We start from the raw sequence: 20982 nt of genomic DNA, 5'->3' as shown, positions 1-20982 counted from the left end.
CTGCGCTAGCGGTATTTTTCTTATATAAAAACAAGGTTTCCATGTTGAGTGTGAAGATGCGGGTGTTTGCCGCATGAAAGTTGCCGTCATTGGCGCCGGCGTGGTCGGCGTGAGCACTGCATATGAATTGGCCGCCGACGGCCACGAGGTCACCGTCTTCGAGCGCCGCAGCGCTGCCGCCGAGGAAGCCAGCTTTGCCGGCACCGGCATCCTCGCCCCCGGCCTGCAAGCCCCTTTGGCCGGTCCCGGCCAGCCCGGCAAGGCCTTCCGAGGCCTGTTCAGCCGCAACGCCCCGCTCCAGCTCGGCGGCAGCCTGGGCGGCAGCGAACTGGCTTGGCTGTGGAAATGGCGCCGCGCCTGCAAGCCCGACAGCTACCAGACCAACCGCGCGCGCCTGCAGCGCCTGGCCTTGTACAGCCGCGAGCGCCTGCACAGCCTGAGCCAGCAGCTGCACCTGGAATACGACCGCAGCGACGGCTGCCTGCTGCTGCTGCGCACCGAGCGCGATGCCAAGCGGGCCGAAGCCCAGCTGCCGGCGCTGACCGAGGCCGGCATCCTGTTCCGGCACATCGCCGGCGACGACGCCCGCAAGATCGAGCCCGCGCTCAGCCCCGAGACCGCCTTGCACAGCGCCATCCAACTGCCCGACGACGAAGTCGGCAACTGCCGCCAGTTCACCATGCTGCTCAAGACTGCAGCCCAGCAGCTGGGCGCAAAATTTGAGTTCAATCGCACGGTAGCGCAGATAACGCCTGCGCCAGCAGCTACGCTATTGATAGCAGGCGAAACCACGCCGCGGCGCTTCGACGCGGTCGTGGTCTGCGCCGGCCTGGCCTCGGCGGCGCTGCTCAAGCCGCTGGGCGTGCAGATCCCGCTGGCCGCGGTCTACGGCTATTCGCTGTCGGCCAATATCCGCGAACCCCTGAACGCCCCGGTCAGCGCGGTGGTGGACGGGCACCACCAAGTCGCCATCACCCGCATGGGCCAGCGCGTGCGGGTGGCGGGTGGTGCCGAAATCGGTGGCCGCGCCGATGCCAAAAACCCGGCCGCCATCGCCACCCTGTACAAGGTGCTGTACGACTGGTTCCCCGGCGCGGCCCAGCTGGCCAGCAATGTGCAGATCTGGAAAGGCGCGCGCCCCATGCTGCCCGATGGCCCGCCCCTGCTCGGCCCCAGCGGCCTGCCCGGCGTCTGGCTGAACCTGGGCCACGGCGACCATGGCTGGGCCCTGGCCTGCGGCAGCGCCCGCGCCAGCGCCGACCTGCTGGCCGGCCGCACACCGGAACTGGATCTGGACGGCCTGGGGCTGGAACGCCTGCGCCGATAAACCCAGGAAACCGAAGATAAGCGCCACAATCCGCCCATGCAACGCATCACGGCAGACCACAGCCACCCACTTTTCACGACCGCCGCCACGCGCCAGATCGAACAGGCAGCGATGGCCGGCCTGCCGGCAAATGCCTTGATGCAGCGCGCCGGCCTAGCCGTGGCCCGGCTGGCCCTGGCACTGGCACCGCATGCCCGTTGCGTATGGGTGGCCTGCGGCCCCGGCAACAACGGCGGCGACGGGCTGGAGGCCGCAGCCCAGCTGCAGCAGCGTGGCAAACAGGTGGTGGTAACCTGGCTCGGCCAGGAAGCCAGCGCCCCGGCGGACAGCCTGGCCGCCCTGGCCCGCGCCCGGGCCGCCGGCGTACTGTTCGCCGACACACCGCCCACCGACCTGGCGGCGCACGACTTGTGCATAGACGCCCTGCTCGGCCTGGGCCAGAGCCGCGCGCCCAGCGGCAGCATGGCCGCCTGGATCAGCGCCATGAACGCCAGCCCCGCACCCACGCTGGCGGTGGACCTGCCCACCGGCCTGCAAGCCGACACCGGCAGTTTTGCTATGCATTCAATAGCTGCTAGCGCAGGCAAAGAAAGCGCCAGCGGCGTTATTCATGCACAAAATACGCTATCACTTCTGACCCTCAAGCCCGGCCTGTTCACCGGCCACGGGCGGGACGCGGCGGGCCAGGTCTGGCTGGACGACCTGGGTATCACCAGCCCGGCCCCGCCCAGCGCCCAGCTGGTCGGCGCACCGCCGCCAGCCCTGCGCGCCCATGCCAGCCACAAGGGCAGCTATGGCGACGTGGCGGTCATCGGTGGTGCGCCGGGCATGGCGGGTGCAGCGCTGCTGGCGGCCTCGGCCGCCCTGCACAGCGGGGCCGGCCGGGTCTTCGTCGGCCTGCTGGACGGCGGCAGCCTGGGCCTGCACCTGCAGCAGCCCGAGCTGATGGTCCGGGCGCCGGGCGCGCTGAAGCTGCATGCGCTGGCCGTGGTCTGCGGCTGTGGCGGCGGCGAGGCAGTGCGCTCCCTGCTGCCCCGGGTGCTCGGCGAAGCGGCGCGCCTGGTGCTGGATGCCGACGCGCTGAACGCCATTGCCACCGATACCGCCCTGCAAGCCCTGCTGCGCTACCGCGCCGCCCAGGGCCTGCCGACGGTGCTGACGCCGCATCCGCTGGAAGCCGCCCGCCTGCTGGGCTGCAGCACGCAGCAGATCCAGGCCGACCGGCTGGGCGCGGCCCAGCAGCTGGCCGACCGCTTCGTCTGCGTGGTAGTACTCAAGGGATCGGGCACGGTGGTCGCCGCGCCGCACCAGACGCCGGCCATCAACCTGACCGGCAACGCCCAGCTGGCCACCGCGGGCACCGGCGATGTGCTGGCCGGCATGCTGGGCGCCGGCCTGGCCGCCGGCCAGTTTGCGATGCGCGCCGCCTGCGAAGCCGTCTACCGGCACGGCCTGGCAGCCGACCGCTGGCCCGCAGGCCAGCCGCTCACCGCCAGCGCGCTGGCCAAAAGCTAGCCGCGCCCCACGAAGGGCATCTTGGTGGCCATCACCGTGTGGAACAGCACATTGGCCTCCAGCGGCAGGCTGTCCATGTAGAGCACGGATTTGCCGACGATGGCCACGTCCATCACCGGCTCCACCACCATCTCGCCATGGGCTTGCAGGATGCCAGTGGTCATGCGCTTGGTCATATTGGTGGCGGCGTTGCCGATGTCGATCTGGCCGACGGCAATGTCGTACTTGCGGCCATCGAGCGCCGCCGCCTTGGTCATGCCGCGTACGCCATGCTTGGTGGCGGTGTAGGCAATCGAATTCGGCCGCGGTGTGCTGCTGGAGATCGAGCCGTTGTTGATGATGCGGCCGCCTTGCGGGCTTTGCGCCTTCATCACCCGGAACGCCTGCTGGATGCACAGGAACATGCCGGTGAAGTTGACGTTCACCACGCTGTGCCACTGCTCCAGCGCCATGTCTTCGAGCAGCACGCCGGGTGCGCTGGTACCGGCATTGTTGAACAGCAGATCGACGCGGCCAAAAGCGGCCAAAGTTGCGTCAAACAAGGCCTTGACCGCTGCCGGATCGGTCACATCGGTGGGTACGGCCAGCGCCCGCTCGGCTGCGCCGGATTCGGCCGCCACGGCTTGCAGCGGCTCGGCCCGGCGCCCGGCCAGAGCCACCCGGTAGCCGTCGGCCAGCAGCGCCAGGGCCACCGCCCGGCCAATGCCTGTGCCGGCACCGGTCACGATGGCGGTTTTGGAATGCTTGTCCATGCTCGGTCTTCCGGTTAGCGGCGGGTACGGGTTTTCTTCTTGGCGGCGCCGTTCTTGGCCGGTGCCTTGGCAGCGGATTTCACCGCCTGGATGGGCGAACGCGGCGCCCGGTCGCGCGGCGGAGAGTCTTTGCGGCCGGAGCGCTTGGACGGTGCGGGCTCGGTATTCGAACGGTTCGGCCCGTCGCGCTGCACGCCCTTGTCCTTCATGGCCCGGTTCACCAGTTCTTCGCCTTCGCGGATCAGGCGGAAGTCGATCTTGCGGCCATCCAGGTCGACGCGGCTGACTTGGACCTGGACCCGCGTGCCGATCGCGTAGCGGATACCGGTGCGCTCGCCGCGCAGCTCCTGCCGAGCTTCGTCGAACTTGAAGTACTCGCCACCGAGTTCGGTGATGTGGACCAGGCCTTCGACATACATCGCATCCAGCGTGACGAAGATGCCGAAGCCGGTGGCCGCAGTGACCACGCCGCCATATTCCTCGCCCAGATGCTCCCGCATGTATTTGCACTTCAGCCAGGCTTCGACATCGCGGCTGGCCTCGTCGGCGCGCCGTTCATTGGCGCTGCAGTGCAGGCCGGCCGCCTGCCAGGCCAGGGTTTCCGGGCTGACCTTCTTGGGCTTCTGGTCGGGCTCGCCAACCTTGCCTTGCAACCGGGAATTGGCGCCCTTGCTCAGACGCTTGGCCAGCTTGGCATGGGCCTCGCCCGGCGTGGGCAGGGTCGGCAGCTGGTATTTGCGGTGCGCCAGGATGGCCTTGATCACGCGGTGCACCAGCAGGTCCGGGTAGCGCCGGATCGGGCTGGTGAAATGGGTGTAAGCGTCGAATGCCAACCCGAAATGCCCGCCGTTGGCCGGCGTGTAGATGGCTTGCTGCATAGAGCGCAGCAGCATCGAATGGATTTGCTGGGCGTCGGGTCGGTCCTTGGTGGCCGCAGCGATGGCCTGGAACTCGCCTGGCTTGGGATCGTCGCTGATCGACATGCCGACGCCGGTGGCTTTCAGGTAGTTGCGCAGGATTTCGATCTTCTCTGGCGTCGGGCCTTCGTGCACACGGAACAGGCCCGGGTGCTTGCCCTGGGCGATGAAGTCGGCACTGCAGACATTGGCGGCCAGCATGGCTTCTTCGATCAGCTTGTGGGCTTCGTTGCGGGTGCGCGGCACGATCTTTTCGATACGGCCGGACTCGTCGCAGACGATTTGCGTCTCAGTGGTTTCAAAGTCCACCGCACCGCGCACCTTGCGTGCCACCAGCAGGGCCTGGTAGACGTCGTGCAGGTTTAGCAGGTCGGTGACGCGGTCTTTGCGGCGCACGGCCTCGGGGCCGCGGGTATTGCCCAGAATCGCCGCCACTTCGGTATAGGTGAAGCGCGCGTGGCTGTACATCACCGCCGGGTAGAACTGGTAGGCGTGCACATCGCCCTTGGCGGTGACCAGCATGTCGCAGACCATGCACAAGCGCTCCACATCCGGGTTCAGCGAGCACAGGCCATTGGACAGCTTCTCGGGCAGCATGGGGATCACACGGCGCGGAAAGTACACGCTGGTGGCGCGGTCGTAGGCATCGACGTCGATGGCCGAGCCGGTTTCCACGTAGGTGCTGACATCGGCAATCGCCACCAGCAGACGCCAGCCCTTGCTGCGCCCAACCTTGGCAGGTTCGCAGTAGACAGCATCGTCGAAGTCGCGCGCGTCTTCGCCGTCGATGGTGACCAGCGGCACGTCGGTCAGGTCGACGCGGTTTTTCTTGTCCTGGGGGCGCACCTTGTCGGGCAGGGTGCGGGCCAGCGCGATGCAGGCGTCGGAGAACACATGCGGCACATCGTATTTGCGCACCGCGATTTCGATTTCCATACCGGGGTCGTCGACCTCGCCCAGCACTTCCTTGACCCGGCCTACCGGTTGGCCAAACAGCGCGGGCGGCTCGGTCAGCTCGACCACCACCACCTGGCCGGCCTTGGCGCTGCCGATGGCGGCCTTGGGTATCAATACGTCCTGGCCATAACGCTTGTCTTCGGGGGCGACGAGCCAGATACCGCTTTCTTGCAATAGGCGGCCAATGATGGGCTGCAAGGGGCGTTCCACGATTTCGACAACCCGGCCTTCGGGACGACCTTTGCGATCGCTGCGCACGATGCGGACCTTGACCCGGTCCTTGTGCAGCACGGCACGCATTTCATTGGAAGGCAGGTAGATGTCGGACTCGCCATCGTCGCGGAGTACAAACCCATGTCCATCACGGTGACCCTGGATGGTGCCTTCGATCTCGTCCAGCAAGCCGCTGGTATGACTGGTCGTTTTGATAAGCTTTCTCTCTTTCTGGTTTGCCCAAAGGGTAGCAGAGCGCGGCATAGCTCGGAAAAACAGCTGTTTTGAACAAGCCTCAGGCCTACGAGTCCAAAACGCTGTTTTTCCCATGTTATACTTTAACTCGTGGGCCCAGATGGCGAAATTGGTAGACGCACTGTGTTCAGGTCGCAGCGCCGCAAGGCGTGCTGGTTCGAGTCCAGTTCTGGGCACCACACCTTATCTCGAACAAAAACCGCTAAGCAGTTAGCGGTTTTTTTCTGGTTAAAAATCTGCAAAATACCAATTGCAGACCGTGAGAGTTTCGTGGGCCCAGATGGCGAAATTGGTAGACGCACTGTGTTCAGGTCGCAGCGCCGCAAGGCGTGCTGGTTCGAGTCCAGTTCTGGGCACCACAATTTACTCGAGAAAAAGCCGCTAAGAACTTAGCGGCTTTTTTTTGCCCATTTTCCCCGCGCTGCTTGCGCAACGCGGGGAAATCGGATTTAGATTTAGATGGGCAGCGCCACCAGGTCGTGGCCTTGGGTTCCCACAATGCGCGCCTTGGTGAACTCACCCACCTTCAAGGTCTTGCTGATTTTCTCGGGCGGCAGCAGGCGCACGATGCCGTCGATCTCGGGCGCATCCGCATAGCTGCGGCCCACACCGCCCTTTTTGCCCAGGCCCGGTGCGGAATCCACCAACACCTGCATGGTGCTGCCTACACGTTTGAGCAGCTTGTTCGCCGACACCTCTTCGGCCACGGCCATGAAGCGGGCGCGGCGCTCTTCGCGCAGCTCCAGCGGCAGCATGCCCGGTATATCGTTGGCAACAGCACCATCTACCGGGCTGTAGGCAAAGCAACCCGCGCGGTCGATCTGGGCTTCGCGCATGAAATCCAGCAGGTGCGCAAATTCCTCCTCGGTTTCACCCGGGAAACCGGCAATGAACGTGCTGCGGATCACCAGCTCGGGGCAGGCTTCACGCCAACGCTGGATACGCTCCAGGTTTTTCTCACCACTGGCCGGGCGCTTCATGCGCTTCAGCACATCGGGGTGGCTGTGCTGCAAAGGCACATCCAGATACGGCAGCACCCGGCCAGTGGCCATGAACGGGATGATCTCGTCCACGCTCGGATACGGATACACATAATGCAAACGCACCCAGGCGCCATAGGGCTCGGCGATGTCGGCCAAGGTTTGCACCAGCTCCAGCATGCGGGTCTTGACCGGCTTGCCATCCCAGAAACCGGTGCGGTACTTCACATCTACGCCATAGGCCGAAGTGTCTTGACTGATCACCAGCAACTCTTTCACGCCTCCTTCAAACAAGGCTTTGGCATCGCTCAGCACATCGCCAATCGAGCGCGACACAAGGTCGCCGCGCATGGACGGGATGATGCAGAAAGTGCAGCGGTGGTTACAGCCTTCGCTGATCTTCAAATACGCGTAATGGCGCGGCGTGAGCTTGATGCCGGCGCTGCCAAACGCATTGGGAATCAAGTCCAGAAACGGGTCGTGCGGCTTGGGCAGATTCGCATGCACCGCATCCATCACCTCCTGGGTGGCGTGCGGACCGGTGACGGCCAGCACACTGGGGTGCATTTGCCGCACCAGGTTGCCACCGGCATCGCCGGCTTTGGCGCCCAGGCAGCCGGTGACGATGACGCGGCCGTTGGCAGCCAAGGCTTCGCCGATGGTGTCCAGGCTTTCCTTGACCGCGTCGTCGATGAAACCGCAGGTGTTGACGATCACCAGATCGGCGCCTTCGAAGGTTTTGGAGGTCTGGTAGCCCTCGGCGCTCAGCTGGGTGAGAATGAGTTCGGAGTCGGTCAAGGCCTTGGGGCAACCCAGGCTGACGAACCCGACTTTCGGTGTTTTATGGGGGACTGATGTGGGGGATAGTGCTTCGATCATCCCCATATTGTCGCCGCCCTGGGCAAATTCAGGGTTTTAGCCCGAAGGTACCCAGCATTTGCGCCGTCTGTTTCTGCATTTGCTCCTGCATTTGCACGAAGATATTTTTGGACTGCTCGACGTAGCTGCCCATCATGCCCTGCATCGCCGGCGACTGCATTTTCAGCATTTGCGCCCAGGCTTCGGGCGTCATGCCCTTGGCCTGCTCGCCCATGGTGGACTGCAGATCCATGAAGGTCTGCACGTTCTTTTCCAGATACGGCCCCAGAAAGCTTTGCATCGTATTGCCGTAGAAACGGATCATATTGGCCAGCGCCTGCTCGGTAAACAAAGGCGCTCCGCCAGCCTCCTCTTCCAGAATGATCTGCAGCAGGATGGCACGGGTCAGGTCCTCACCGGTCTTGGCATCCACCACCCGCACGGGCTCGCGCACCATGACCAGTTTTTTGACCTCGGCCAGCGTAATGTAGGTCGAGGTATCCGTGTCGTACAGCCGGCGGTTCGGGTACTTCTTGATAACGCGGTGCGTGGTGTTCGCACTATCGGGGGAATTGCTGGGCACTGCGGTCCTTGGTGGTATAGATTGCACTTTACTGCACTGCAGCAAATTGTAAAAACCCAGCAAGAACAGTGTTTCAAGGATTACCCTGAAAACACACACAAAACGACCCGCCACAAAACCAAAAGCCCTGTAAATCTAAGATTTACAGGGCTTGAATTTGGTAGGCGCGATTGGACTCGAACCAACGACCCCCACCATGTCAAGGTGGTGCTCTAACCAGCTGAGCTACGCGCCTAAGGATGCATTCGAGACCACGAGTATAGCATGGGTTTTTGGCGTTTTTGAAATCTTGCGTTTATCTGCGCCGAGCCGAGCGCACGCCAGCTACTTCGGACACCACGCCCAGCACCTTGTTGAGCCGCGCGGCATCCGCCACTTCCACGGTAAACGTCATCCAGGCCGTGCCTTTGACCGACTGGGTCTGCACGCCGATCACGTTCATCTTTTCCTTGGTAAAGACTTCGGAAATGTCGCGCAACAGGCCCTGGCGGTCGGCCGCCTGCACCGCCACATCCACCGGGTACACGGCCGCGGACTCCTTCTTGCCGTTGCCCCACTCCACCGGGATCACGCGCTCACCATTGCGCACCGACATTTCACGGAAATTGCTGCAGTCGGCGCGGTGGATGCTGACGCCCTTGCCGCGCGTGACGAAGCCCAGGATCGCATCCGGCGGCGCGGGCTTGCAGCACTTGGCCAGCTGCGTCATCAGCGAATCCACGCCCACCACCAGTACGCCGCCGGACGGCGATTTCTCGGTGTTGCGGGATTTCTTCAGCAGCAGGAAATCATCGGGCGCCAGCACCGGCTCAGGCGGGCGCAGCAGGGTCTCGATGGTGCGCAGCGAAAACTCGTCCTTGCCGACCACTTCAAACAAATCATCGGCCGACTTGAAGCCCAGCCGGGCCGCCAGGTCGTCGAGCTTCATCGCGGTCTTGCCTTCGCGCTGCAGCAGCTTTTCCACCGCCTCGCGGCCGCGCGCCACCGTGGTGTGCACCGCCATGGCATTGAACCAGGCGCGGGCCTTGGCGCGCGCGCGGTGGCTGACCAGATAGCCGAGCTCGGGATTCAGCCAGTCGCGCGATGGCCCGCCTTCCTTGGCAGCAGTGATCTCCACCGTCTGGCCGTTTTGCAGCGGGGTATTCAGCGGCACCTGCACGCCGTCCACCTTGGCGCCGCGGCAGCGGTGGCCGAGGCTGGTGTGCAGGCTGTAGGCGAAGTCGACCGCAGTGGCGCCGGCGGGCAGCTCGACCACAGCGGCATCCGGGGTCAGCACATAGATGCGGTCGCTGAGCACGTCCACCGGGCCGTTCTGCGGCGCCGCGCCCGACATGTCGCGCTCCCAGGCCAGCAGCTGGCGCAGCACGGCGATCTTGGCGTCGTACTCGCCGCTGGCCGACACACCCGCATAGCCCTTGGTACCCGCCTCCTTGTACGCCCAGTGCGCGGCCACGCCGTGCTCGGCATGGTCGTGCATGGCCTGGGTGCGGATCTGGATCTCGATCGGCAGGCAGGCCACGCCATCGACCATTTGCTGGACCACGGTGTGCAACGACTGGTAGCCATTGCCCTTGGGCTTGGCGATGTAGTCGTCGAACTCCTCGGCCATGGGCACGAAGCGCGAATGCACCCAGCCCAGCACCGCGTAGCAGTCGGGCACGCTGGGCACCACCACCCGCAGCGCACGGATGTCGAACAGCTGGTCAAAGCCCAGCGACTTGCCGCGCATCTTCTTGACGATGCTGTAGATGTGCTTGGGCCGGCCCTGCACCACGGCCTGGATACCCTGGGCGTTCAGCTCGGCCTCCAGGCTGGCGCGCAACTGTTCCATATTGGCTTCGCGCTCGACCCGCTTTTCGTCCAGCAGCTTGGCGACCTGCTTGTAGGTATCGGGCTCGATGAAGCGGAACGACAGGTCTTCCATCTCCCACTTGATCTGCCAGATGCCCAGGCGGTTCGCCAGCGGCGCAAATACCTGCAGCGATTCGCGCGCCAGCCGGGGCTCGACCGGGGTCTTGCTGGCGGCGCAGAAGCGCAGGGTCTGCAGCCGCGAAGCCAGGCGCAACATCACCACCCGCAGGTCGCGCGAGAAGGCCAGCAGCATCTTGCGCACGTTTTCGGTCTGCGCCGCCGAATCATCGACCAGATTCGCCGAGCCCTGGGCGCCGCGCGACAGGCGCTGCACCCGCATCAGCTGGGTGGTCTCCACCGCCAGCGCGGCGAAGTTGGCGCCAAAGGCCTTGGCGATCACCTCCTGCGGCTTGTTCAGGTGCACGCAGGCGTGGACGAGGTAGCTGGCCGCCTGCATGGCCTCGGAGCCGCCCACCGAGCGCAGGATGGCGGCTACGGCATCGGCATGGACCAGGGTGTTCTCGCCGGTGTCCAGCATCTCGTCGGCGATCAGCGGCTCGGCAAAGGCCCGGGCCCGCGCCAGGGCGTTGATCTGCTCGGGCACGGTCTGGTGCGCGGTGGCGGCCACCACATCCGGGAGCCGCTCCTCCAAGGGGGCCGCCAGGGGTTGGGCGGTCTGCAAACTTTTCATCCAACAGTCTTTCTCAGGGCTGTAAAAAACCCACGACTTCGGCCACCTGCGGGCCGGCAATCAGGGTTGGCGCATGGCCTACACCGGCAAATTCGACCAGCCGCGCCTTGGGGCCGCGCTGGGTCATGGCCTGGGCGGTCTGCGCCGACAGCAGGTCGGACTCGGCACCCCGCAGCAGCAAGGTCTGTGCCGTGATCGCGTCATACAGCTGCCACAGCGCGGCCTCGCCTTCGGCCGCAGAGGCGGCGCTAAAGCCGCGAAACGACTCGGCCAGCGCCGGGTCGTAGTGCAGGGTCAGCGCCGGCTCACCCGGCACCAGGGGCTTGACCATGTGGCGCGACAGCTCCAGCCACTGGGCCGGGGTGTGCGGCCCGAAGCTGGCCGAGATTGCCCACATCGCATCGGCCGCCTGCTGCAGCGTCTCGAACCGGCCGGTGTTGCCCAGATAGGTGCCGATGCGCTGCAGCGCCGTCCACTCCAACGCCGGGCCTACATCGTTCAGCACCAGGCGGCGCACCGGCACCGGCAAGGGCAGACCGGGCGTACCCAGCACCCCCATCCCGATCAGCCCGCCCATGCTGGTACCCAGCCAGTCCAGGGTCTGGATAGGCGCCTGGGCGTGCAGCTGGGCCAGCAGAGCCAGCATGTCGCCGCCGTAGGTGGCCATCTGGTAGGCCAGCGGGTCGCGCAGCCAGTCGCTGTGGCCGCGGCCCACCACGTCGGGACAAATGACACGGGCAAACCGGCTCAGCGCCTGGGCCAGCACGTCAAAGTCGCGGCCCTGGCGGGTCAGGCCGTGCACGCACAGCACCACGTGGGGATTGGCCGGGTCGCCCCACTGCCAGTAGGCCATGCGGTGGCCGGTCTGGTCGGGCGCATTGGTGGTGGCGGCAACGCCCGGGCATGGGACGAAATGGAGGGTGGGTTCGGTCATGGTGTGGGGCGGCTGTGGGCGGAGGATGGAGTCATCCTAATCCATACAGCGCATATCCCCAGCCCTAACCGGGACATCTGCGCCAGTGCGTGAAATTTATAAGAAATCAGCCTCTGGCGCAGGTAGTACCTGCGCCGCCTGCTACTTTTTACATAGCATGACAGGCGTACGACGGGCTCAGGACAGCAGCCGGTCGCAATGCTCGCGGGTGTTGGCGGCGTAGGCGGGGGAGCCCGGCGTTTCGGCTGCGTCATTCGCACCGGCGAGGCGCTGCCAGGTGGAACGCATGATGTCGTAGTCCTGCCCGCCATCGGCCATGCTCTGCAACTCACGGATACGACGCAGATCGGCCGCGCACAGAGGCTCCTGCTCGATCTGGGCGACCAGCAGGTCCAGCCAGTGCTGGGCCGGCCGCCATTTACCGATCATCGGGTTGTACAGGCGTGCGGCCATACCGTCGCGGCAGGCCAGGAAGCGGTTGACGCGGTCGGTGTTGTAGGGGACGTGGATGGTCGGCAGCTGCAGCTTGCCGGTCAGCGCCAGGGCTGCGCAGCCGCGGGTCAGCGCCGCCAGCGACACGCCTTTTTGCATGCGCAACGGGGTGTCGAAGACCCGCACTTCGACGGTGCCGAACTCGGGTTTAGGCCGCACGTCCCAGTAAATGTCCTTCAGCGACTTGGCCAGGCCCGAGGTAAAAATCTCGTCGGTGATGCGCTCGAACTCGGCCCAATCGGCCATCTTGGGCATGGGACCGCCGTAGGGATAGACCAGCGTCTCCAGCGGCCGGGCCGAGCAAAAGCCGGTGTCCGCGCCCTGCTGGAACGGCGACGCGGCCGACAGCGCAATGAACAGCGGGGTCAGGCTTTGCAGCACGTTCGCCACCTGGATCGCCTCGGCCTTGCCCGGCATGCCGATGTGCACATGCATGCCGTAGGTGGAGAAGCGCTTGGGCAGGAAGCCGTATTTGGACTCCAGCTCCCGGGCCCGCTTGGTCGGGGTGAATTCGCGCTCGTTCCAGAACTGCAGGATGTGGGTGCCGCCGCCGCGCAGGTTCAGGCCCTTGGCCTGGGCAATGTCCTTCAGCGTGCCGACCAGCTTGCGCGACTCGACCTCCATCTCGTCGGAGTCTTCGTGGATGGAGGTGGTGACTTCGATGGTCGACTGCGTGGCCTCCAGCGCATAGCGCTCGATCTCGGGCAGTTGCTTGAGCTCGCTCCACAGCTCGCCACTCGACGGGGCGAGTGAACCGGTGGCATCGTCCACGATTTGCAGCTCGAGCTCCATCCCGAAGGTGAGTGCTTTTGAACGGTGGAAATGCATGGTCATGCTCCTTTGGAAGACTTGCGGGGTGCAGGGAGAGTAGGCCGATGGCCGTTCACGCCAGCTGCGTGCAAGCCGTGGTTTTGAAAGCGGTGGCTGGGCTGGGCCAGCACACCGCGCGCAGACTGCGTGCAAAAAAGCGCACACAGTGTCACTGCCGAAGCTGCATGTTACTTGGTGATGGAGGGCTTGTTTGCACCCCAGATGGCAGCATTTTTTGCAACAAAATGTTAGCAACCAAACAGGCCGCTAGCGCTTATAAATACTGCGCATGAAGCTATATTAAATATAGCAACTAGATGGCACACGAACGGAAGCCGACAAACCGCACGTCGTCGCCCGGCAAGGCGAAGCCGCGGAACTTGGGGTGCTTCATGCGCGCGCGGGTGGCAAACGAGGCGCCGCGCAGCACCCGGGCCCGGCCAAACCAGGGCACGGAATAGGCCATCCACGGGTCGGCGCTGAAGCCCGGCCAGGGCACCAGGCTGCTGGCCGTCCATTCATGCACATCGCCCCAGCGAAAGCCCTGGCTGGCGGCCCCCAGCGCCGCCCGCTCCCACTCCTGCTCGCTGGGCAGGCGCCTACCGGCCCAGCGGCACCAGGCGTCGGCCTCCCACCAGGCCATGTGCATGGCCGGCTGCTGGCCGGCCAGCCGCGTGCGCGCGCCAAACCGCGTCTGCAGCACGGCGCCGCTGGCCACACCGATCTGGTCCACATAGCGCGGGCCGCGCCGCCCCTCCCCTTCGGCCAGGGTTTGCAACCAAACCCAGCCGGCCGGATGCCACCAGTCGGCGTTGTCATAACCGCCATCGTCGACAAACTCGACGAACTGGGCCCAGCTCACCGGCTGGGCGTCGATCTCGTAGTCCGGCACCGCCACCGGGTGCGCCCATTTTTCGTTGTCGAACACAAAGCCGCCGCGCTCCGAGCCCAGCTGCCACTCGCAGGCCGGCAGCGACAAGGGCGGGCGCAGCTGCATGCTGCCGGGCAGGGGCAGATGCAGCGGGATGCCGTGGATCTGCGCCAGGGTGATCAGCTGCTCGCCGCGCAGGTCTTCGTGGAACAGCGCCAGGCGGTAGAAGTACAGGGCCTCGTCGGTTTCCGGGGTCTTCTCCAGCAACTCCAGCGTGCTCTCCAGGGTATTGAGCAGAAACTGCTTGGTGGTGGCCAGATCGGGCCCGGCCAGGGCCACCCGGCGCTGCATCTGCTCGGCGTTCCACCACTGGTCGGCATGCGGTTCGATGGAAGCCAGCCGGGTCGGCTGGAACGCGCAGGCCGTGCCGCGGCTGCGCTGGGTGTTGCGCCCCAGCCAGGCCTCGGCCATCCAGCCGATATGGCCAGCCAGCCAGCGCGGCTGCAGCCCGCCCTGGGCAATCGGCGGCGCCGACTCGAACTGGTCCAGCAGATGCAGCGTGTGGTTGCGCGCATCCATCAGCGCCAGCGACAGCAGGTCGCGGCCGGCCTGGCGCATGGCGGGCGAGTCGATCGAGGCCAGAGGGGTGGAAACAGGAGGCATGGACATTCCGGAAAGCGGTCTCCAGCAGTTCAGGGGCGCTATGCACATCTCACCACAGCTTGGGCCGCGTCCGCAAGGGTAAACCCAAGCTTTTCAGGCGCCGGCGCCGCTGGAGCGAAGGTTATCATCTTGGGCCTCAGCGCCACGGTGCGGCATGCGCTGCGTGGCCCTCGTTTTCACCCCGTTTCCCGGAGATCTACTGTGTCCGTACTTCTCAAACTCGCACTCGGCATGGATTGGATCAGCCAGCAGATGGGCCGCCTGGCCTCCTGGACGGTACTGGCCGCCGCGCTGATCTCGGCCGGCAACGCCTTTGTTCGCTACGGCCTGGACATCAGCTCCAATGGTTGGTTGGAGATCCAGTGGTATATGTTTGCCGCCACGGTGATGCTGGGCGCACCGGTGGTGCTCAAGCTCAACGAGCATGTGCGGGTCGACATCTTCTACGGCAAGCTCAAGGGCAACGGCCCGGTGTATGTGGACCTGTTCGGCCTGATTGTCTTTTTGCTGCCGGTGATGGCCACGATTGCCTGGCTCAGTTGGCCGCTGTTCATCGGCATGTTCCGCTCGGGCGAAATGTCGAACAACGCCGGCGGCCTGATCCGCTGGCCGGCCATGATGCTGCTGCCGCTGGGCTTCGCCCTGATGTTCCTGCAGGGCCTGTCCGAGGTCATCAAGCGCATTGCCTACCTGCAAGGCAAGTTCCAGATGGACATGCACTACGAAAAGCCGGTGCAATGAATAGGTTCCCCCCCGTTTCTTGCTCACTGCGTGTAGCCGCATCCCCCCCCAAGGGGGCAACACCAGTGGCCCGGCGAAGCCGGTTCCACGGTGTTCCGCGCACCGCCCGCGTCACCACCAATTGAAGCAACTGGACAGAACGATATGCTGATGGAAAATTTTGCGCCGATGATGTTCGGCGGGCTGGTGCTGATCATGCTGATCGGCTTCCCTGTGGCCTTTTCGCTGTCCGCGCTGGGCATGGCCTCGGGCCTGTTCGCGATCCAGATGGGCTGGTTTCCGGCGGTGTTCATGGAGAACCTGCCGATCAACATCTTCGGCATTTTGTCGAACGACCTGCTGCTGGCGATTCCGTTCTTCACCTTCATGGGTGCGATCCTCGAGAAATGCGGCCTGGCCGAAGACATGCTGGATTCGATGGGCCAGCTGTTCGGCACCGTCAAGGGCGGTCTCGGCTATTCGGTGATCATCGTCGGCTTCATCCTGGGTGCGATCACCGGCACGGTGGCTGGCCAGGTGATCGCCATGGCGCTGATCTCGCTGCCGGTGATGATCCGCTACGGCTACAACATGCGCTACGCCACCGGCGTGCTGGCGGCCTCCGGCACCATCACCCAGCTGGTGCCGCCCTCGCTGGTGCTGATCGTGATGGCCGACCAGTTGGGCCGCTCGGTGGGCGACATGTACCGCGGCGCCTGGGGCCCTTCCATCCTGCAGGTGCTGATCTTTGCGGCCTATACCTTCATGCTGGGCATCTTCAAGCCGCACCACATCCCTGGCATCCCCAAGACCGCCCGCACCCTGAGCGGCGCCAAGCTGTGGGCCAAGTGCCTGCGCGGCATCATTCCGTCGGCGATCCTGATCTTCGCAGTGCTGGGCTCGATGGGCGGCCTGCCGGGCATTGATACCGCCATCGCCACGCCGACCGAAGCCGGCGCCATGGGCGTGGTCGGTGCGCTGGTGCTGGCCGCCATCCACAAGCGGCTGACCCTGGCGCTGATCTGGGAAGCCATGGTCGGCACCATGCGGCTGACCGCCATGGTGGTGTTCATCCTGATCGGTGCGCGGGTGTTCTCCATGGTGTTCCAGGGCGTGGACGGCGCCAAGTGGGTCGAGCACCTGCTGACTGGCCTGCCCGGCGGCCAGATCGGCTTCCTGATCGTGGTCAATCTGTTCATCTTCTTCCTGGCCTTCTTCCTCGACTTCTTCGAGATCGCCTTCATCATCTTGCCGATGCTGGGCCCGGTGGCGGCCAAGCTGGGCATCGACCTGGTGTGGTTCGGCGTACTGCTGTGCGTGAACATGCAGACCAGCTTCATGCACCCGCCGTTCGGCTTTGCGCTGTTCTATCTGCGCGGCATTGCCGACACGCTGTTCAAGGAAAAGCGGATCGAGAAACCCATCAAGTCCAGCGACATCTACATGGGCGCCATCCCCTGGGTGCTGATGCAGGTGATTCTGGTGGCCATCGTGATCTTTGTGCCGCAGACCGTCACCATGTTCCTGCCCAAGGAGGTGAAAATCGACACCGAGCAGATCCAGATCGATGTGCCCGACAACGACATGCAGCAGCAGTCGGGCAGCAGCGGCGAGAACCCGTTTGGCGACGCGCCCGCAGCCGATGCGCCTGAGGCCGCGGCCTCGCAGCCCGAAGCCGAGAAGAAATAAGCTTGGGCCCCGCTCCTTTCCGCTTCGTGCCGGGCCCGGGCCGCCCGGTGGAAGCCGCCGCCTTCTCCCCGCTGTTCAAGCTGCTGGCCACGGCCATCGTGGGCGGCTGCGCCGTCTGGCTCACCCAGCTGCTGACCAGCGGCGTGCTGGGCACGGCGCGCACCACCGGCGTGGTCTGGTTTGTCGCCGGCCTGGCGATGATGGGCTGGACCTGGTGGCACATCCTGCGCAGCCGCACCCGCATCAGCAGTGAAGGCCTGTTCCAGGGCTGGATCTGGGACAAGCAGATGCCCTTCGACGACCTGGCCTACGGCAAGCTGATCCGCATACCCGGCCTGGACTGGCTGATCGCGCCGCGCCTGTATGTGCGCACGCTGATGGGCAAGTTCATGGTGTTCTACGGCGCCAGCCCCGAACTGGTGGCCGAGTTCGAGCGCATCGTCAAAGAGCTGAAGGCCTTTCGGCAGCTCTAAGTCACCGCGATACCCACAATAAAAAACCGCGCCGAGGCGCGGTTTTTTATTGCCAGAGCAGGCGCAGCACGCTGCGCCTGGGCAAGCCTACAGCTTGATGCTTTGCATGTAGCTGTCGAAACGGCCTTCGGCGACGCGGAACCAGGCCACCTGGTTGCGCTGGAAGGCACGGAAGTCGGCGAAGATCTTCTTCCACTCGGGGCTCTTGGCGTCGTTCTCTTCGTAGACCTGTTGCGCCGCCTTGAAGGAGGCGTCTAGGATTTCCTTGGAGAACGGCAACAGCTTGACCTTGGCGCCGATCAGCTGCTTCAGTGCTTCGGGGTTGCGGGCATCGTACTTGGCCAGCATGTCGACAGCGGCCACGGTGGTGGCAGCCTCCACAATCGCCTTGTTCTCGGGCGACAGTGCGTCAAATGCCTTGCGGTTGATGAAGAAGTCGACCTCGGGACCGCCCTCCCACCAGCCGGGGTAGTAGTAGTGCGGCGCAACCTTGGCAAAGCCGAGCTTCTGGTCGTCGTACGGCCCCACCCATTCGGCGGCGTCGATCGTGCCTTTTTCCAGCGCCTGGTAGATTTCGCCACCGGGAATGCTCTGTGGCACCACACCCATCTTGGCCATCACCTCACCCACCAGGCCGCCACCCAGGCGCATCTTCAGGCCCTTCAGGTCGGCCACGGTCTTCACTTCCTTGCGGAACCAGCCACCCATCTGGGTGCCGGTATTGCCGCCAGCGTAGCTGAGCATGCCGTAGTTGCCATAGAACTCGTTCATCAGCTTGCGGCCGTTGCCGTGCATCATCCAGGCGTTCATCTGGCGCGCGTTCATGCCGAAGGGAATGGCCGCACCGATGGCGAAGGCCGGGTTCTTGCCGTAGAAGTAGTAGGGCACGGTGTGGCACATCTCGACCGAGCCTTGCTGCACGCCATCGACCACGCCGAACGGAGGCATCAGCTCGCCGCCGGCATGCACCGAGATTTCAAACTTGCCACCCGACATGGCCTTGACCGCGTTGGCAAACACCTCGGCAGCGCCGTAAATCGTATCCAGCGGCTTGGGGAAGCTGGAGGCCAGGCGCCAGCGAACGGCGGCCTGGGCATGCACTGCGGGCGCCATGCCCGCGGCGAGCACGCCTGCGATGCCCGAGTGTTTGATAAGGGAACGACGGTCCATTTGAATTAACTCCCGTAGATAGATTGAAATCCACCGCTCAGAAGGAACGGCAGAGACTGCAAGTCAGCGCCGATTGTAAGAAGTCGCTACTACCGAATTCCTGCGGGTTTTCCCCCGCGCCGATGCGGCTCTATCGCTACAAATTAAATAGCTGCCTGCGCTTGTCCTGCTTGCGCAGAACGCCTCTTTTTCTTGAATCCAGCCGCCTGCAACAGCGCTTGTCCACGGGCTTCATATTTGTTCGTAGTTAACAAACTCCGAATCAATCGTTCCCTTTGCGCCCTACCCCCTCTACATTCGCCGACTTGCCCGGCCGCGATGCAGCGCCAGGGCCGACAGAAAGTGAAACCATGACGACTTTATTCGATGCAGAGGCCCCCAGCGCCGTGCAGGCACTGGAGATCCGCCCCTTCGATGCCCCACTGGGCGCCGAGGTGCTGGGCCTGGACCTGTCGCGCCCCTTGGCGGCCGATGACTTTGCGCGCATCCACCGCGCCCACCTCGCGCACCACGTGCTGGTGTTCCGCGACCAGCGCATCACGCCGCAGCAGCAGGTGGACTTCAGCGCCCGCTTCGGCCCGTTGCAGATCCATGTACTGAAGGGCTTTCAGCTGCAACACCACCCGGAAATCCTGATCGTCTCCAACATCAAGGAAAACGGCCAGCCCATAGGCCTGGGCGACGCGGGCGCCTACTGGCATTCCGACCTGTCGTACAAAGAGAAACCCAGCCTGGGCTCGCTGCTGCACGCGCAAGAGCTGCCCAGCGAAGGCGGCGACACCTTGTTCGCCAACCAGCACACCGCCTGGGACACCCTGCCCGCCGCGCTGCAAAACGCCGTGGCCGGTCTGCGCGCCGAGCATTCCTACCTGGCCAAATACGAAGAGCTGCGCGCCCGCAACCCCTGGCGCCCCAAGCTCACGCAAGCCCAGCTGGACGAGGTGCAGCCTGCTGTGCACCCCGTTGTGCGCACGCATCCCGAGAACGGACGCAAGGCGCTGTTCGTCAGCGAACACTTCACCACCCGCATCGTCGGCATTCCCGAAGACGAAAGCCGCGCGCTGCTGGATGAATTGTTTGCTCACACCTCGCGCGCCGAGCTGGTGTACCGCCACGCCTGGCAACCGCACGACATGGTGTTCTGGGACAACCGCTCTGTGACCCACCTGGCCGCCGGTACCCCCGACCACCTGCGCCGCAAGCTCTACCGCACCACCATCGAAGGTAGCGCCCCTTTTTAATTTTGAACGACAAGACCACCATGCAATTTCCCCTCACCCGCCTCGTAGCCGGCCTGGCTCTCGCCAGCGCCACCCTGCTCGCCCAGGCCGAAGGCCGCATCAGCATCGCCCAGCAATTCGGTATCGGCTACCTGGTGCTCGACGTGGTGCAAGACCAGAAGCTGATCGAAAAACACGGCAAGGCCCAGGGCCTGGACATCGATGTCGACTGGAGCCAGATCTCCGGCGCCACGGCGATGAACGAAGCCCTGCTGGCGAATGCGCTGGACGTGGTCTCGGCCGGCGTGCCGCCGATGCTGACGCTGTGGGACCGCACCAAAGGCCGGCAGAACGTGAAGGCCGTGGCCGCACTCGGCTCGCTGCCCAACTACCTGATCAGCAACAACCCCAAGGTCAAAACGCTGAAGGACCTGAGCGACAAGGACCGCATCGCCGTGCCGGCAGCAGGCACCGGCTTCCAGTCGCGCACCTTGCAGATCGAGACCGCCAAGCTCTATGGCAAGGACGACTTCAAACGCTTCGACAATATCTCGGTGAGCCTGGCCCACCCCGATGCCACCGCCGCGCTAATGGCCGGCGGCTCGGAGATCAACACGCATTTCTCCAGCGCGCCGTTCTACTACCAGGCGCTGGAGAACAAGGCTGTGCACAAGGTCATCAGCTCCTACGACATCCTGGGCGGCCCAGCCACCTTCAACGTGCTGTACACCACGCAGAAATTCCACGACGAGAACCCCAAGACCTACAAGGCTTTCTACGCCGCGCTGGTCGAGGCCTCGCAGTGGATCAAGGCCAATAAGCCCAAGGCGGCCGAGACCTTCATCCGCGTGCAGAAGTCCAAGCTGCCGCTGGACTTTGTGCGCAAGATCGTGGAAGACCCGGAAAACGACTTCACCATCTCGCCCTTCCGCACCTATGTGTACGCCGACGAGCTGAACAAACTGGGCGTGCTGAAGAACCGCGCTGCTTCGTGGAAGGACTATTTCTTCGAAGAAGCCTACGCCCAGCCAGGAAGCTGAA

The 20982-nt window shown here is 64.5% G+C and carries 16 protein-coding genes and 3 tRNA genes; 9 read left to right on the top strand and 10 right to left on the bottom strand.

Translation table 11 applies throughout. The features are described from left to right. Nucleotides 1-73 precede the first annotated feature (73 nt). Entirely contained in the window at nt 74-1327 is a 1254-nt protein-coding gene (locus J2X19_RS02330; protein ID WP_310370271.1) for a D-amino acid dehydrogenase, read from the top strand. A 36-nt stretch (nt 1328-1363) separates the two neighbouring features. Continuing rightward, nucleotides 1364-2842 (top strand): NAD(P)H-hydrate dehydratase, encoded by a 1479-nt coding sequence (locus J2X19_RS02325; protein WP_310370269.1) that lies wholly within the window; start codon nt 1364-1366, stop codon nt 2840-2842. On the opposite strand, the gene J2X19_RS02320 is transcribed toward J2X19_RS02325, so the two are convergent. Both J2X19_RS02320 and rnr read right to left on the bottom strand, forming a co-directional pair. Next, entirely contained in the window at nt 2839-3594 is a 756-nt protein-coding gene (locus tag J2X19_RS02320) for an SDR family oxidoreductase (protein WP_310370267.1), read from the bottom strand. The two genes, J2X19_RS02325 and J2X19_RS02320, sit on opposite strands and share 4 nt — an antisense overlap. A gap of 14 nt (nt 3595-3608) precedes the next feature. After that, entirely contained in the window at nt 3609-5945 is a 2337-nt protein-coding gene (rnr, locus tag J2X19_RS02315; protein WP_310370265.1) for a ribonuclease R, read from the bottom strand. An 85-nt stretch (nt 5946-6030) separates the two neighbouring features. Between rnr and J2X19_RS02310 the strand changes: the two genes are divergently transcribed. Then, a tRNA-Leu gene (locus J2X19_RS02310) sits at nt 6031-6115 on the top strand. A gap of 95 nt (nt 6116-6210) precedes the next feature. Further along, nucleotides 6211-6295: transfer RNA gene (locus J2X19_RS02305), tRNA-Leu, on the top strand. 96 nt (nt 6296-6391) lie between these two features. On the opposite strand, the gene rimO is transcribed toward J2X19_RS02305, so the two are convergent. The 7 genes from rimO to J2X19_RS02270 form a co-directional block, all read right to left on the bottom strand. Then, nucleotides 6392-7795: a 30S ribosomal protein S12 methylthiotransferase RimO gene (rimO, locus tag J2X19_RS02300; RefSeq protein ID WP_310370263.1), complete on the bottom strand. Its 1404-nt coding sequence runs from the start codon at nt 7793-7795 to the stop codon at nt 6392-6394. A gap of 28 nt (nt 7796-7823) precedes the next feature. After that, nucleotides 7824-8357, bottom strand: coding sequence for a polyhydroxyalkanoate synthesis repressor PhaR (gene phaR / locus J2X19_RS02295; RefSeq protein ID WP_116606061.1), 534 nt, complete (start codon nt 8355-8357; stop codon nt 7824-7826). Between the two features lie 158 nt (nt 8358-8515). Next, nucleotides 8516-8592, bottom strand: a tRNA-Val gene (locus tag J2X19_RS02290). A 60-nt stretch (nt 8593-8652) separates the two neighbouring features. Then, on the bottom strand, nt 8653-10899 hold the full coding sequence (locus J2X19_RS02285) for a RelA/SpoT family protein (protein ID WP_116606060.1): 2247 nt from the start codon (nt 10897-10899) through the stop codon (nt 8653-8655). A 13-nt stretch (nt 10900-10912) separates the two neighbouring features. Continuing rightward, the gene (locus J2X19_RS02280) at nt 10913-11833 is read right to left on the bottom strand and encodes an alpha/beta fold hydrolase (protein ID WP_116606059.1); all 921 of its coding nucleotides are present in this window, start codon (nt 11831-11833) and stop codon (nt 10913-10915) included. Between the two features lie 177 nt (nt 11834-12010). Further along, on the bottom strand, nt 12011-13153 hold the full coding sequence (locus J2X19_RS02275) for a carboxylate-amine ligase (protein ID WP_310370258.1): 1143 nt from the start codon (nt 13151-13153) through the stop codon (nt 12011-12013). Nucleotides 13154-13448: 295 nt separating this feature from the next. Further along, nucleotides 13449-14669 carry an SUMF1/EgtB/PvdO family nonheme iron enzyme gene (locus tag J2X19_RS02270; RefSeq protein WP_310370256.1) on the bottom strand — a complete coding sequence of 407 codons (1221 nt, stop codon included), beginning with the start codon at nt 14667-14669 and terminating at the stop codon, nt 13449-13451. Between the two features lie 201 nt (nt 14670-14870). On the opposite strand from J2X19_RS02270, the gene J2X19_RS02265 reads away from it, so the two are divergent. The 3 genes from J2X19_RS02265 to J2X19_RS02255 all read left to right on the top strand — a co-directional run bounded on the left by J2X19_RS02265 (nt 14871) and on the right by J2X19_RS02255 (nt 17551). Further along, nucleotides 14871-15410, top strand: coding sequence for a TRAP transporter small permease subunit (locus tag J2X19_RS02265; protein ID WP_310370254.1), 540 nt, complete (start codon nt 14871-14873; stop codon nt 15408-15410). 144 nt (nt 15411-15554) lie between these two features. Continuing rightward, nucleotides 15555-17078: a TRAP transporter large permease gene (locus J2X19_RS02260; protein ID WP_116606056.1), complete on the top strand. Its 1524-nt coding sequence runs from the start codon at nt 15555-15557 to the stop codon at nt 17076-17078. Between the two features lie 2 nt (nt 17079-17080). Continuing rightward, nucleotides 17081-17551, top strand: coding sequence for a hypothetical protein (locus tag J2X19_RS02255; protein WP_310370251.1), 471 nt, complete (start codon nt 17081-17083; stop codon nt 17549-17551). A gap of 87 nt (nt 17552-17638) precedes the next feature. Here J2X19_RS02255 and J2X19_RS02250 read toward each other — a convergent pair whose 3' ends face one another. Further along, nucleotides 17639-18721 carry a TRAP transporter substrate-binding protein gene (locus J2X19_RS02250; RefSeq protein WP_116606054.1) on the bottom strand — a complete coding sequence of 361 codons (1083 nt, stop codon included), beginning with the start codon at nt 18719-18721 and terminating at the stop codon, nt 17639-17641. Nucleotides 18722-19071: 350 nt separating this feature from the next. Between J2X19_RS02250 and J2X19_RS02245 the strand changes: the two genes are divergently transcribed. Then, entirely contained in the window at nt 19072-19962 is an 891-nt protein-coding gene (locus J2X19_RS02245; protein ID WP_310370247.1) for a TauD/TfdA dioxygenase family protein, read from the top strand. 20 nt (nt 19963-19982) lie between these two features. Continuing rightward, a complete protein-coding gene (locus tag J2X19_RS02240; RefSeq protein ID WP_116606052.1) occupies nt 19983-20981 on the top strand; it encodes an ABC transporter substrate-binding protein in 999 nt (332 codons plus the stop codon). Nucleotide 20982 lies beyond the last annotated feature (1 nt).

This window comes from Rhodoferax ferrireducens, from assembly GCF_031458075.1.
Lineage (GTDB): Bacteria > Pseudomonadota > Gammaproteobacteria > Burkholderiales > Burkholderiaceae_C > Rhodoferax_B > Rhodoferax_B ferrireducens_A.
Note: the sequence above shows the minus strand (reverse complement) of the source record. Positions and strands in the feature narration are given on the sequence as shown.

Bases quoted from the DNA above. Each gene is read 5' to 3' on its own strand.
- J2X19_RS02330 (WP_310370271.1), top strand. From the start codon at position 74: ATGAAAGTTGCCGTCATTGGCGCCGGCGTGGTCGGCGTGAGCACTGCA.
- J2X19_RS02325 (WP_310370269.1), top strand. From the start codon at position 1,364: ATGCAACGCATCACGGCAGACCACAGCCACCCACTTTTCACGACCGCC.
- J2X19_RS02320 (WP_310370267.1), bottom strand. From the start codon at position 3,594: ATGGACAAGCATTCCAAAACCGCCATCGTGACCGGTGCCGGCACAGGC.
- rnr (WP_310370265.1), bottom strand. From the start codon at position 5,945: ATGCCGCGCTCTGCTACCCTTTGGGCAAACCAGAAAGAGAGAAAGCTT.
- rimO (WP_310370263.1), bottom strand. From the start codon at position 7,795: ATGATCGAAGCACTATCCCCCACATCAGTCCCCCATAAAACACCGAAA.
- J2X19_RS02285 (WP_116606060.1), bottom strand. From the start codon at position 10,899: ATGAAAAGTTTGCAGACCGCCCAACCCCTGGCGGCCCCCTTGGAGGAG.
- J2X19_RS02280 (WP_116606059.1), bottom strand. From the start codon at position 11,833: ATGACCGAACCCACCCTCCATTTCGTCCCATGCCCGGGCGTTGCCGCC.
- J2X19_RS02275 (WP_310370258.1), bottom strand. From the start codon at position 13,153: ATGCATTTCCACCGTTCAAAAGCACTCACCTTCGGGATGGAGCTCGAG.
- J2X19_RS02270 (WP_310370256.1), bottom strand. From the start codon at position 14,669: ATGCCTCCTGTTTCCACCCCTCTGGCCTCGATCGACTCGCCCGCCATG.
- J2X19_RS02260 (WP_116606056.1), top strand. From the start codon at position 15,555: ATGCTGATGGAAAATTTTGCGCCGATGATGTTCGGCGGGCTGGTGCTG.
- J2X19_RS02250 (WP_116606054.1), bottom strand. From the start codon at position 18,721: ATGGACCGTCGTTCCCTTATCAAACACTCGGGCATCGCAGGCGTGCTC.
- J2X19_RS02245 (WP_310370247.1), top strand. From the start codon at position 19,072: ATGACGACTTTATTCGATGCAGAGGCCCCCAGCGCCGTGCAGGCACTG.
- J2X19_RS02240 (WP_116606052.1), top strand. From the start codon at position 19,983: ATGCAATTTCCCCTCACCCGCCTCGTAGCCGGCCTGGCTCTCGCCAGC.